This window comes from Paenibacillus senegalimassiliensis (assembly GCF_001486585.1).
In the GTDB taxonomy this organism is placed as follows: domain Bacteria; phylum Bacillota; class Bacilli; order Paenibacillales; family Paenibacillaceae; genus Fontibacillus; species Fontibacillus senegalimassiliensis.
This window is the reverse complement of the sequence record NZ_LN909045.1, coordinates 190347-203178: the sequence shown is the minus strand read 5'-3', so window position 1 is coordinate 203178 and position 12832 is coordinate 190347. Positions and strand designations below refer to the sequence as shown.

Genomic DNA, 12832 nt, shown 5'->3' with positions numbered 1-12832 from the left:
TCTATGCCTTCGATAACAGGTATAAGAAGTACGGTGTGCTAAGAATTGTGATGATAATGCCTGTAGGCATATCCATTCCGAAGCTGACTGTACGGGTAATCGTGTCTGCCAGCAGGACAATAATCGAGCCTGACAGACAGGATGTCGGCAGCAGCAGCTTATGATTAGGTCCAACCAGCCTTCGCGCCACATGAGGTGCAATCAAGCCGACAAAGAAGAAATTCCCCCCCAGGGCCACACTCCCGGATGACAAGGCTACTGCAGCGATAGAAATCCCGATAAATTCAGGCTTTACTGCAACCCCCAGCCCCGTTGCTGTCTGAGTTCCCAGTTGCATCAGATTTAGCGTTTTGGACCTGTAAAAAATATAGCCGCAAAGAATCAGTGTCCAGGGCAGCAGAATGGATAGATATTTCCAGTCATCTCCCCATAAATCGCCGGCACTCCATCTCATCATAAAATCCATCTGCTTATCATCGAGCCTTAGCGTAAGCATAATTGTAAATGCACTGTAGCCGCTGGACAGCGCCACCCCGTTCAATATCAAGCCTGTAGGCGATAAATCTCTTCCCCGCCGAACAGAGAGCAGGAAAATAACCACTGCCGCAGTCATACCGCCCACAAAGGAGAGTAGCGGAAGCGCCATCGCTGACGAAATTCCTTTTCCGGCAAAAAGCACTACAAATACAAGCACAAACAGCCCGGAGCCAGAGCTAATCCCCAGCGTACCGGGACTTGCCATATCGTTGCGAAGCAAGGTCTGCATAATACAACCGGCAGCCCCCATGCCTATCCCTACAAGCAGGGCAAGCACAATCCGGGGAAGCCGGAATTCATATACGATTAAATTCTGCTTATCCGTTCCTTTTCCGAGAATAACGTTCAGTACTTCCCCCGGAGAAATATTCATTTTCCCCGAATTCATGCCAATCACCGCTATGACCAGTGCCAGAGCGAACATAATGAGGATGATCATGATTCCGCGTCTTAGTACGATATATTGCTCCTTCATCCAAATTCCCTCCTCTGCTTGCGGACCAGATAGAGGAAGTAAGGCACGCCAATAACAGCAAAGACAACACCTAGCGGTGTCTCAAAGGGCTTGCTAATCAATCGTCCCACCAGATCAGCAGATACGGTAAGCAAAGCGCCGAAGATACCGGATGCGGGAATAATGTAGCGGTAATCCACGCCAATGAGACTTCTTGCGATATGCGGAGTCACCAGTCCCACAAAGCCGACAGGACCGACCACGATGACTGATATCCCCGTCAACAGCAGCACTACGAGCGTAGAGAAGCCTTGGACGACCCGGGTCTTCAGTCCAAGCCCTGAGGCCACCTCCTCACCCAGACTCATTACGGTCACTGAAGGCGACAGAACAAGTGCGACAAGGACCCCGAATAGAAATACAGGTGCAACCAGCATGAGCTCTTCCCATTTTGCCCCGGCCGTTGCCCCTGCTGTCCAAAAAGCCAAGGCTTGCCCCAAACGATAGCGAATAGCGAGATATTGAGAGAATGCACCGAACAGCATAGAGATCGAAATCCCGGCTAACACCAGCCGCTGAGGTGTCATTCCTCGCTTCCCGAGCGAAGCAACAAAATAAGTAATTCCTGTAGCGACAGCGGCGCCGAGACAGGCGAAGATCATGGTCGTGACATAAGTACGGTCCGGCAAAAAAGCCATGCACAACGCGATGGAGAAGGTGGCCCCGGAGCTAATGCCCATTAACCCGGAATCCGCTAAGGGGTTCCGGGTTGTACCTTGCATAACAGCTCCACAGATGGCCAGGCTGCAGCCAATCATGATATCAGCCACTGTTCTTGGAAGCCGGAAGGAGCGAATAATATTATGCTCCGTTACAGACGGATCAAAATGAACAAGGGCTGCCCATGCGGTGGATAAGTCCATATCAGCGGCACCGAAGGCAATTGAAGCCGCTGATACAAGCACCAGTAAAATGCTCCCTCCAAGCATGTACATAGCAAATCGTGCCTTACCCCGAAGCTTGACGAGGGGCGCATTCATCTTAAATGTTTCCTTTCCAGATTATTGGGCTAGTGAATTGATTGCATCCACCATATAATCAAGCTGCGCCGTCAGACTTAGCACATCTGAGTAATAGAATAAGCCTTGGTAGTTGCCTGGAATTTCAACCAGACGATTCTCAGTGACGGCCGGAAGACTCTTCCAGATTTCTGTCTTTTGATATTCAGAATCTGTACCCTCTTGACGGAACCAAAGAATGTAGTCGCCGAAATATTCATGGGCTACCTCATAGCTAAGCGTTCCCCGACCTTGGCCGCTGTCAATCAGCTCCTGAACCTTCTGGGGAATTTGCAGACCCAAATGATGATAGACCAAGGTACCACCGCGGGATTCAGTCTCATAAGCAATGCCGCTCCAGTCGCCGGAAGGCCCCCAATCCTCCAGTATGCTAAACGTCTTGCCCTCAAAGGCGCTTCCTTTGAACTTCTCCTTGGCTTCAGCAAGCTTGGCTTCAAAGGTGGCTACTGCCTCATTCGCTAGCTCCTCCCTGCCAGTTGCTTCACCAATAATCTTCACTCTTTCAAGTGAAGTGATGTCAGTCTCGGGAACAACAAGCACAGGTGCAATGCTCTTAAACTTATCAAAGTCAGCTTCATCATAAGTAACAATCAGATCCGGGTCCAATGCCATAACATCTTCAGGCTCCCAGTTCTCGATTTTGATGGAATCCATCAGTTTATCATAGAAGGGCATCGTCTCCTGAGCCCAGCCTGAATAACCCACAATATTCAGGTCCAGCGCATATACATCCCCTGCATACCAATTCACGACAACACGCTGAGGATTGATCGGCACCTCTATTTCCCCCTTCACGGTTTGAACGGTTCTCGTTGTAGGCGATTGCTCAGCGGCTGTGGCTTCCGAATTGCTCTCTGTCTGTGTGGAATTCGAATTCGCTGAGCCTGTATTATTCGCAGGAGCTGCAGTGCCGCATGCGGACAGAAGCAGCATCAGACTCATAGCTGCCGCAAGAATAACTGTCTTATTACCAGATAATCCAAACATTGATAACTCCCCATCTTCTTTAGATTTGACCAGCCCAGCCAGTCCTTTCCCATTGTATAGACGGTGATAATGATTATCAATATCATTATTGGTACTTTCAGTTATCATTTTTCTTCTGAACTCGCTTGGTGTCATCCGGGTTTGTTTTTTAAACATCCGAATCAGATTCAGTTCATCCATGAAGCCGGACCCCACTGCGATCTCCTGAATCGTTGCTTGCGTGTCCTGCAAGCCCTTCATAGCTGCCTCTAGTCTTTTCTCATTCAGATACTCCTGCAGGCTCTTCTGCTCGCGCTTGCGAAATAGCTTGCTGAGCAGACTACGGCTAATGGGCAGCATCTCTGCTAGCTGCTGGATGGAGATGGGCTCCGTAAAATGCTTGTCCAAATATTGCCTCACCCATTCCGCATAATCGGGATCAATATAAGAGATATCTCCCCGCTCCAGCTCCTTATACAGCTCATGAACAAGCTGATAGAAGGAAGACTTGGCCTGCAAATGACCAAGCGCTGAACCTGTGCCCCAGCTAATATGCATATCATGAAATTTTTTGGCAAAGAAAAGAGGATTGCCCGGAGAGAAGCCGTACACTTGGTCAAAGGGCTTGGCCTGCTCCTTCAATCGAGGCAATTCTCGCCTATTATGAGAGGGAGACTTGGCTTTATAGAATACCATGTACAGCTCCAGCCTTGGGCTTGTGGGATGAATCGTCAGCTCCGTCCCTTTGCCGCCATGGAACAGGTTGTAGCGCTCCAAGGGGTACATCGTCTGGTTCAGTCTTACATCCCCGCTGCCTCCATAGACATACAGCATCGTGCTTGCTGGCATAATATAGTCTTCAATCGCATTGGCCGGATCGAGCAGCGAATAGCGAACATCCAGCAGCGTAATGGACGAGCGTGCCCACAGCCAGATGGCATCTTCAATCATGTCCGGGGTAAAGCGCTTCGTTAAACACACCTCATCCGCCATAAACCCTCACTCCCCCCTGTGCTTATAAATAGAAGTTTATTGATAACGATTATCAGTGTCAACGCAATTTTAATTGTAACAAAATGACCACTATACGTACTCCCCTTGGTCAGTTACAATACATCCATGTGTCCATTCTGCGGTATCGGAGGAATGGCAGCGAAATGAACTATGGAGGCTCAACCTACACTATGCACAACGCAACATCAACACAAGTAAAAATCATTACGGCCGATCCCAGCGGAATCGGCTTATTCGGGCTGGCGATTGTCACTCTGGTGGCATCCTCGCAGAAGCTGGGATGGACGGAGGGTCTTAGCTACGCCATTCCATGGGCCATCTTTCTTGGAGCCTTCGCGCAGTTATTTGCCAGCATTCAGGACGGCAAGCATAATAACACCTTTGGCATGACCGCATTTGGAGCCTATGCCTTTTTCTGGTTCGCAATGGGGACAAGCTGGCTAATCAAGCTGGGGGTATTCGGGGCTGAGCTTGCTTCCGGCGTGGACGGCAAACAATTAGGCTTTGCCTTCCTTGGCTACCTCATTTTTACGTTATTTATGACCATCGGTGCGATGGAGACACATAAAGTGCTCTTCTTCATTTTTGCTCTGATTGATGTCCTGTTTCTGGGGCTGAGTCTGGATGCCTTTGGCATCCTTCCTGAACTTTCACATGCGCTGGCGGCATGGGCAGAGCTCTGTATCGGGCTTCTATCACTCTATGGAGCAGGGGCGTCCGTGCTTAATGTCCACTTTGGGAGAAACTTCCTTCCGGTTGGACGACCATTCGGTATCTTCAAGCCACAGGCATAAAATGCTCCCCACTATATTATAGAAAATAGCCGTCCTGCTACGCTTCCGATACGCGCGACAGGACGGCTATTTTTTTCGAACTCGCACCTATGATCGTATTCTAAACCCACGTATTTTATGACAGACTTCAAGGATGACATCAGCGGTTCCAGGCCTGATTTGTGACGATCAGGCCAGACCAGATATGTCGCTTTGCGCCTGAAGTTTATTGTATAATTAACAATACGACTAGTTTTATACAGACAGAGGGTGTGTGGATGGTACCAGTTTGCAGAAAACAAAGGAGTTACTATGACCATGGAGCTAACCAATCGGGCCAAGCAAGCTATTGCAACGAAGAAGAAAATTATTACTTGCGGCAAAAGACTTATCCTGTCCAAAGGGTTTGATAATATTACCGTAGATACGATCTCCAAAGCGGCCAATATTACGGTGGGCACCTTCTATTACTACTTCAAATCCAAGGATGATTTGTTGTTTGAGCTAATGCCCAAGGTAGAGGACTATTTTGCCAGTGCCGAGGCCAAGCAGGCCAGGGAGGCCAGTAGCTGCGAACGAATTGTCAGCTATTTCAGCTATTTTAGTATGGAATTGTTCAATCAGAACTCCGCTGATTTTCTGAGAAAGGTGTTTGTATCCGAGAAGGCTCTGCTTATGCTGGATCAGGATCGCATTCATCCCGCCGTACAACTGATAGTCGATGGTCAAAGCCGGGGCGAAATTACTCACTCCTGTTCAGCGGAATATATCGCCAAGACCATTTTCAGCTCTACGCGGGGACTATGCCAGCATTGGGCGACCCACCCGGACTCCTTTAATTTGTTTGAAACGACAAGAGATATCGTGCAGCGTCTGGTCCACTCCTTCCTCATTACCAATGAAGAGGCCATTCGTGAATTTAAAAAGCGCTCATCACCCGACATTCGGCAGGCAACCCGCTAAATACAACAAAAAAACATGACTAGCGGATGCATCGGTGAAGGATCCATCGCTATTCATGCTCTTGTTTTTCCCTGCTCCCGCAGGCTTGCCCAGGCTATTCGCGTTGCTTCTGCGGCAGAAGACCAAGAACTTCCTCAAGTACCATAACGTCCGCATATTTCTGATCCAGATTCCACAAGAACAAATCAAAGACCTCCTGACTGCGATCTGCAACACCTTCCTTGACAATAATCGTTCGGAACCCGTAAGAACAACTATCGATGGCTGTCGCATACACGCAACCGCCAACCGTACAGCCACATAATATAACCGTATCAATCTGCCTGTTGATAAGCATGGGGGCCAAATGTGTGCCAAAAAATGCGGAGGGACCATGCTTCTCCAGTTCAACATCCCCCTCCCTCACATCCAGATGTTCATTCCACTCATATTCCCAAGTGCCCTGGCTGATCGGAATCAGACTTGGACACTTTGTCCCCCATACTCCGAGGTCAATACCACCGGGTTTGTAGCCCACACGTGTATAAATAACAGGGATATCCCAAGGCCTTGCCGCATCGGTCAGCCTGCGTGTCTCCCTGCAAGCCGCCGACATATCCGTCCCTGAAGCAGAGGCTCCACTGGCAAAGGCATTTTGAAAATCAATCACGACAATCGCCGCACGCTTCCCGAAGCCTGCTCGTCCTCCAAGTCCCGCTAACTGATAGATGCTCTGCTTATCCATCGGCCTTCCCCATCCTTACTTTAGAGTTTTGATAGATTTGCTCTCTTTCTTGTGTAACCAGGCAGGCTGATTCACGAAGTAAACGCCAACTAATACCAATACAATGCCTAATAGCATTTGGGGCGGGAGCGGCTCCTTCAGGATTAGAGCGGCCAATATTCCTGCCAAAATAGGTTTTAAGAAGAACGTCGTTGAAGCAAAGCTGGTATCCAGCTTCTCCAGAGCTTTGAAATACAAGAAAAAGGCGATTCCCGTATTTCCGATACAAATGTAGGCCATTTCCCACCAAATCAAGCTAATGTCCAGTTGAAACGGAGAGATCCCTTTCATTAGAACCAGCGGTAATATCGTCAAGCTGCCTATCGTAGAGCTGTAAGCATTCAGCACAATGCTGCCCAGTCTCAAGGACGTTTTCTTCCCGATAACGGTAAATAAGCTAAAGGCCAGCATGCCGACCACTTGAATAGCTACTCCAATGTAAAAGCCACTGCCCGGATGACCCCCGCCCAGATTGCCAAGTGCGACGATAACTCCGCACACTCCGATGAACAGGCCGAGCAGCTTCCTGCCAGTCAGCGCCTCCTTCAGCAGGAGGGAAGACAGCAGGGCAACGAATACCGGATTGGAGCTAATAATGATAGCAGCCAGATTGGCCGGCGTATACTGCAGACCAATCTGTATCAAATTCATGCTGATCGTCACATTAAGAAAACCAAGCCCAAGCAAGGTTAGCCAGTCTTTGCGTGTAAGACGTATGGAGTGCTTCTTCAAATGCAACTGCGCGAAGGGAAGCAGGAAGAGTCCCCCGACCAAAAAGCGGATAAAGGTTAATTGAGTCGCATCTACAGCCCCTTCTACAAACTTGCTGATCACCTCGTAGGAGCTAAAGCTGAATACAGCCATAGCAAGCCACAGGTAACTCCAGTATTTTGAATTCATAAACATATCTCCTAGTGCTTCAACCGTTGCTGGAATCCAAGAGTTGGAGCATTACTGTAAACACCGTTCAAGCTGACTGGCAAATCTGTATAGCTGAGCTTCATGGAAAGGCCGGGCCATGAGTGAAAGGCCTATGGGCAAGCCCTGTTCATCCTTGCCGATCGGCAGGGACAGACAAGGGAGTCCACTAAAGCTGGCGATCCATGTATACGTGGGATATAGCGTCAGCGGTGAATGCAGTTCACCATTCATCTCAACCGCTTCGGCCCCAATCAGCGCAGCCGTAGCCGGAGTCGTCGGCAGCAGAACAATATCACAATCCCCCATCCATTCCAGTAACATCCTGATCATAGCACTGCGACTTCGCTCATATTCAACATACTGACAGGAATGAATACGACCTTGCAGCAAACGAGTACGTACCTGCTCATAAATCTGCTCGGAATGCTGCTCAAGATCATGCTGATGAGCTTGATATGCACCAGCCATCAGCAGCAACTGATGAGCCGTCCGCCACGGCTGCAGGTCGGGCAGCGGTTCAGATCGCACCCGTGCCCCAAGCTGGCCAAAGGCCTGAAGGGCACTTGCTATCGCATCTCTTACCGCTGGAGCCAGCGGACCATCGAATGTATCGGCGGCAAAGGCAATTCGGCAGCCAGCAATAGAATCATGGATGGCAGCCAGGTAGTTCCTCTCCGGCAAGGGAGCACTTCTCCAATCGCGCGAATTGTACCCGGCAATGCTGTTTAGCACCAAGGCATTATCCTCTACAGACCGCGTCATCGGACCAACCGTATCGATGGAAGCATTAACAGGCATGACCCCCTCGTTGCTAACCAGAGAAAAGGTAGGTTTAAGGCCTACTACACCACATAAGGCTGCCGGGAGCCTGATCGAACCGCCCGAATCCGTACCTAACGCTGCAGTACATAAATAACCCGCCACCGAGGAACCACTTCCCGAGGAAGATCCTCCTGATATTCTTAGTGGATCATGCGGATTGCGTACAGGTCCATGGTAGGAGACATCTCCCATAGGCCCCATGGCAAACTGCGAGGTATTGGTCTTCACGCTAATATTGGCCCCTCCCTGCTTGAGACGCTCCACGACAAAGGCATCCTGCTCAGGAATAAATGCATCATATGCCTCACAGCCGAACCGCGTAGGAATACCTCTCGTCTCAATGACATCCTTGATTCCAATCATGATTCCATCCAGCATCCCCAAGGGCTCGCCCCGCATATAGCGTTGTTCAGAGGCTTCAGCATTCAGACGGGCCGCCTCTTCATCAATAGCCGTAATGGCATTTAGCTGCTCCAGCCGCAGCAAGCCCAGCATATGCTCGCCATATTCTCGTGGAGATACCACCCGCCGGGTGAAATGCCGATGCAACTCGGTAATACTGAATTGCTCCAAATTTGGCTGCATTCTTCTCCCTCCTGATGCATATCAGATGAACTTATGTTTCTTAGCTGGCAAATTCCTGTATTCTTGCCGCTCTGACCCGAGCCGTAGCCTCCACATCCACAAGCTTCGTCACAGGATCAATTACGACCCCGTAGTCAGCCTCCGCATTTTCCAGATAACAGAAGTCATCCAACACATCATGCAGTACAAGCTGTGGATCGCGTTCTAACGGATTGCCATATCCCCCGGAGGAGGGAGAGATAACCTGCACCACATCGCCAGCCTTGAAATAATCAGCCGATACCTTGGAAGGCATAGCTTCCTCCTGATCGGTCCCGGGGTTCTTGACCAGAGACGCAGGCTGACCATCTCCTCCTCCAAACAGCCCTGGAGGGGAATTAAAATGACGATCGCCTTCACAGCCCACAATCCCGTTCTCCAGAAAGCGCGTTTGCCGAACAACACCAATTCCTCCGCGCCATTTACCCTTTGCCGCCTCGACAGGGGCAATCTCATAGCGCTCAACACGAAGGGGCAAATGCCATTCCGTTTCTTCAATGGGCACATTGCGTGTATTGGCAATCAGGCAATCGATCGTATCTATGCCGTCCTTGCCATAACGTCCGCCGTAGCTGCCTTCGGTAACCTCGCCATACACCCAGTATTCGCCGACCTCCTCGTTAAAGCCGCTATAGACAATATAGTGAATATTAGCGGAGCTGCCGGCACTCACGCGTTCTGGCATCACCGGAGCAAGGGCTCTCACAATACAGTCCGCCATGCGGTTGACCTGATTGAAGCGAGCGGAGGAAGCCCGCGGAAAGTTAGGGTTAAATATGCTTCCTTTCGGGGCAATGATATGGACAGGGCGCTCCAATCCTTCATTTTGCGGAATATATTCGGAATGCAGAGCATCGTCCAGGAACAAGTCATGAATCGCTGTGTTGATGGATGGACGTGTGCTGCCCTCAAAGGGTACATTAAAGGCCGTCATCACCTCGTCAGAGGAGCCGGTCAAATCTACGGTTAACGAGTCGCCATGAATGGTAATGGTCGTCGATACACGTAGCGGCTTGCCCAGATTAACCCCATCATCATCGAGATAGCTCTCCGCATGATAGACCCCGTCGGGAACCTTTGCAATTTCCCGGCGCAGCATTCTCTCGGAATAATCCATCCACTCCTCCGAGGCAGAGAAGACCGTCTCCAGGCCAAACTTCTCAATCAGCTCCAGAAAACGCTTCTTGCCATGCTCCGCGGCCGCGATCAGGGCATTGATATCATTAGCATTCATTGAGGGAGTTCGTACATTATCGAGAATCATATCCCAGAGCTGCTCATTCAGCTTGCCCCGCTCATAGAGCTTGAGCGCATTATAAATGCGTGCCTCCGCATAAATATCACGGGCATCTATGGCCACACCCGCCCCGGCGTTCCCAACGTCAACCAGATGAGCATTAATGGCCGAATATCCGATAAGCGCTCCCTCATAAAAAATCGGGATGTTAATCTGTACATCCGGAGTATGTGATGCGCCATAGTAAGGATGATTATGGATAATGACATCACCATCATGAATATTGCCCTCCAGCTTTTGCAAAATTCCTTGGATATAACCACCAACCGAGCCTGCATGCATGGGTGAATTTTCACTTTCACATATCTGTCTGCCCTTCGCATCGCATATCCCTGCGCCCAAGTCCTCAGATTCGCGGATTATGCTGGAGTAGGACATGCGATACAATACGATCCCCATCTCCTGAGCAATCATTTTAAAGGCCCCGCCCAATACTTGCAGCGTTACCGGATCCACGGACACACGCTTGATATCTGTTCCTTGAATATATCCAATCGCTTCACTCATCTCTGGTCATGCCCCTTCCTACTGAATAGTAATGAGAATAATGCCATAGGGATTCACAGTTGCCACACAATTTGGCTCCACAAGCAAGGTCGTATCCATCTGATCAATAATCGCAGGCCCTTGAATCTGATGGCCCGCCTTCAACTTGGAGCGGTCATACACCTTCGAGCTGTAAGTGTCAATTTTCCCATCCAGCTTGAAGATAATATCACGTGAGTACTTATAGGCTTCTGACGGGTCCTCAGAGCCTGCCGGAATCGTTGCCGCCTCTAGCTTGGGCATCTCCCCAATGCCCTCCACCCGAATATTAACGATCTCTACAGGGGTGTCCTGATAGTCCTTGCCAAAGAACTCAAGATGCGTACGATGAAATACAGTCGTGATGGCCTGGAAGGTCTGCTCGGTAATTTCGCCTTGCTCTACAGGAACACGCAGCTCATAGCCTTGACCCAGGTAACGGCATTCCGCTATACGCTGCAGGCTCATTTGCTCCTCCTTCACCTTGTCCTCCTGCAGTCTTGTCTTCGCCTCCTGCTCCAACAGCGCAAAATCCTTGGCCAGCCTTGCAATATCCGGTTTCGTCGATAATTGCATTTCGGTCTTGGAGAAGTCATAGAGCAGATCCGTTGCTACCAGCCCTACCGCACAAAGGGCCCCGGGGCTGGCGGGTACAATCACCTGACGTATCCCTAATTCCCTGGCCACACTGCAAGCATGCAGCGCTCCCGCCCCACCGCAAGCAAACAGGGCGAAGTCCCTTGGATCCAGGCCCCGGCGAATACTCTCTTTCTCAATAGCCTGAATCATATTCGTATTCATAATTTCAATAATGCCAAGCGAGCTTTCCTCTACACTTTGTCCCAGTCGGACTGCCAGCTTGTCTTCGATCACTTGGCGGGACAAATCAGGACGAATCGTCATTCTTCCGCCGAGCAGTTCCGTTCCAAGGCGACCCAGAACAATATTAGCATCCGTCACTGTCGGCTCCATTCCGCCGCGGTTATAGCAAGCCGGACCGGGAACAGCCCCCGCACTACGCGGACCTACCCGGAAAAATCCACCATCATCCATGTAGGCTACGGAGCCTCCACCCGCTCCAATCGTCGCAATATCAATCATTGGAACCATAGCGGAGTAGCCGCCCACCTGGGTATCCAGCAAATGGCGCATGCCCGGCTTCAGGTTGGGAATAACGGCAATATCTGCAGAGGTGCCCCCGATATCCAGTGAGATGATATGGCTATGATCCGTCAGCTTCGAGGCCCAGATGGCTCCCTGCACTCCGGCAGCCGGACCCGACATCAACAGATGAACTGGCTTGGCGGCTGCCGCCTTCCCTGTGGCTACCCCGCCACCCGACTGCATCAGATGAAGCGTAGCGCTGCTGTAGCCCGAGTTCTTTAGCATTTTTTCCAGATTTTCAATATAGCTTGCCGTCTTGGGTCCCACATACGAATTCAGACTGGTGGTTGTAAACGACTCATACTCGCGAAATTGCGGACTTACTACGGAACGAAGGGACACATAAGCCTCTGGAAATTCCTCCTTGATGATGTCCAGCACCTCTTCCTCATGCGTCGGATTCAGGAAGGAGAACAGGAAGCAAACAGCGATAGCTTCAACTCCGTCAGCCCTCATCTTGCGTACCGCTTGACGTGCAGCCTCTTTATCCAGCGGCGTTAACACCTCGCCATTAGGCGCTGTGACCCTTTCCTTCACAACATGACGATCCCGCCGCAGCACCACCGGATTGCTTTGCCAGGGAATGTCCTGCATAATGCTGAAATTATACGGTCGCTTATGTCTTGCAATATGCAGGAGGTCACGGAAGCCTTCAGTAGTCAATAGGCCGACACGCGCTCCCTTGCGCTCCAGCACCATATTGGTAGCGATGGTGGTGCCGTGAAAGACCTCATCAATCTGCTCCCGCTCTGCGCCCACAATAGAGCATAGCTGATTAATTCCCTCCATCACCCCCTCGGACGGGTCATGCGGGGTTGTTGATGTTTTATATACAGCAAAGGTATCACCATCTACATAGATCAAATCGGTAAAGGTACCGCCAACATCGACTCCAATACGCTTCATACAGTTCGCCACTCCCTATAAGTT

10 protein-coding genes are annotated in these 12832 nt (G+C 50.3%); 2 read left to right on the top strand and 8 right to left on the bottom strand.

The window, feature by feature from the left end:
- Position 1: 1 nt before the first annotated feature.
- Genes BN3279_RS10910 through BN3279_RS23400 form a run of 3 tightly spaced genes read right to left on the bottom strand, consistent with a single transcriptional unit; the run spans position 2 to position 4029 of the window.
- Positions 2 to 1012: a FecCD family ABC transporter permease gene (locus BN3279_RS10910; protein WP_059050763.1), complete on the bottom strand. Its 1011-nt coding sequence runs from the start codon at positions 1010 to 1012 to the stop codon at positions 2 to 4.
- Positions 1009 to 2031, bottom strand: coding sequence for a FecCD family ABC transporter permease (locus BN3279_RS10905; protein ID WP_059050761.1), 1023 nt, complete (start codon positions 2029 to 2031; stop codon positions 1009 to 1011). The genes BN3279_RS10910 and BN3279_RS10905 overlap by 4 nt, the downstream gene beginning before the upstream one ends.
- 21 nt (positions 2032 to 2052) lie before the next feature.
- Complete coding sequence (locus BN3279_RS23400; RefSeq protein WP_082673035.1) at positions 2053 to 4029, bottom strand: helix-turn-helix domain-containing protein; 1977 nt, start codon at positions 4027 to 4029, stop codon at positions 2053 to 2055.
- A 191-nt stretch (positions 4030 to 4220) separates the two neighbouring features.
- Here BN3279_RS23400 and BN3279_RS10895 point away from each other — a divergent pair, with 191 nt between their 5' ends.
- Together BN3279_RS10895 and BN3279_RS10890 are read left to right on the top strand one after the other, a co-directional pair.
- On the top strand, positions 4221 to 4844 hold the full coding sequence (locus BN3279_RS10895; RefSeq protein WP_059050759.1) for an acetate uptake transporter: 624 nt from the start codon (positions 4221 to 4223) through the stop codon (positions 4842 to 4844).
- Between the two features lie 297 nt (positions 4845 to 5141).
- Positions 5142 to 5786, top strand: coding sequence for a TetR/AcrR family transcriptional regulator (locus BN3279_RS10890; protein WP_059050757.1), 645 nt, complete (start codon positions 5142 to 5144; stop codon positions 5784 to 5786).
- Between the two features lie 94 nt (positions 5787 to 5880).
- Here BN3279_RS10890 and BN3279_RS10885 read toward each other — a convergent pair whose 3' ends face one another.
- The 5 genes from BN3279_RS10885 to BN3279_RS10865 are packed head-to-tail and all read right to left on the bottom strand — an operon-like array spanning position 5881 to position 12808.
- Positions 5881 to 6510, bottom strand: a complete 630-nt coding sequence (locus BN3279_RS10885) for an isochorismatase family protein (protein WP_059050755.1) — start codon at positions 6508 to 6510, stop codon at positions 5881 to 5883.
- A 15-nt stretch (positions 6511 to 6525) separates the two neighbouring features.
- A complete protein-coding gene (locus tag BN3279_RS10880; protein WP_059050753.1) occupies positions 6526 to 7449 on the bottom strand; it encodes a DMT family transporter in 924 nt (307 codons plus the stop codon).
- A 51-nt stretch (positions 7450 to 7500) separates the two neighbouring features.
- Positions 7501 to 8877 (bottom strand): amidase, encoded by a 1377-nt coding sequence (locus BN3279_RS10875; protein WP_059050751.1) that lies wholly within the window; start codon positions 8875 to 8877, stop codon positions 7501 to 7503.
- 40 nt (positions 8878 to 8917) lie between these two features.
- On the bottom strand, positions 8918 to 10720 hold the full coding sequence (locus BN3279_RS10870; RefSeq protein WP_059050749.1) for a hydantoinase B/oxoprolinase family protein: 1803 nt from the start codon (positions 10718 to 10720) through the stop codon (positions 8918 to 8920).
- Positions 10721 to 10738: 18 nt separating this feature from the next.
- The gene (locus BN3279_RS10865; RefSeq protein WP_059050747.1) at positions 10739 to 12808 is read right to left on the bottom strand and encodes a hydantoinase/oxoprolinase family protein; all 2070 of its coding nucleotides are present in this window, start codon (positions 12806 to 12808) and stop codon (positions 10739 to 10741) included.
- Positions 12809 to 12832 lie beyond the last annotated feature (24 nt).

Excerpts from the sequence above, each read along its gene's own strand:
- BN3279_RS10905 (WP_059050761.1), bottom strand. The coding sequence starts at position 2,031 with ATGAATGCGCCCCTCGTCAAGCTTCGGGGTAAGGCACGATTTGCTATG.
- BN3279_RS10885 (WP_059050755.1), bottom strand. The coding sequence starts at position 6,510 with ATGGATAAGCAGAGCATCTATCAGTTAGCGGGACTTGGAGGACGAGCA.
- BN3279_RS10865 (WP_059050747.1), bottom strand. The coding sequence starts at position 12,808 with ATGAAGCGTATTGGAGTCGATGTTGGCGGTACCTTTACCGATTTGATC.
- BN3279_RS10910 (WP_059050763.1), bottom strand. The coding sequence starts at position 1,012 with ATGAAGGAGCAATATATCGTACTAAGACGCGGAATCATGATCATCCTC.
- BN3279_RS10875 (WP_059050751.1), bottom strand. The coding sequence starts at position 8,877 with ATGCAGCCAAATTTGGAGCAATTCAGTATTACCGAGTTGCATCGGCAT.
- BN3279_RS10870 (WP_059050749.1), bottom strand. The coding sequence starts at position 10,720 with ATGAGTGAAGCGATTGGATATATTCAAGGAACAGATATCAAGCGTGTG.
- BN3279_RS10890 (WP_059050757.1), top strand. The coding sequence starts at position 5,142 with ATGGAGCTAACCAATCGGGCCAAGCAAGCTATTGCAACGAAGAAGAAA.
- BN3279_RS23400 (WP_082673035.1), bottom strand. The coding sequence starts at position 4,029 with ATGGCGGATGAGGTGTGTTTAACGAAGCGCTTTACCCCGGACATGATT.
- BN3279_RS10880 (WP_059050753.1), bottom strand. The coding sequence starts at position 7,449 with ATGAATTCAAAATACTGGAGTTACCTGTGGCTTGCTATGGCTGTATTC.
- BN3279_RS10895 (WP_059050759.1), top strand. The coding sequence starts at position 4,221 with ATGCACAACGCAACATCAACACAAGTAAAAATCATTACGGCCGATCCC.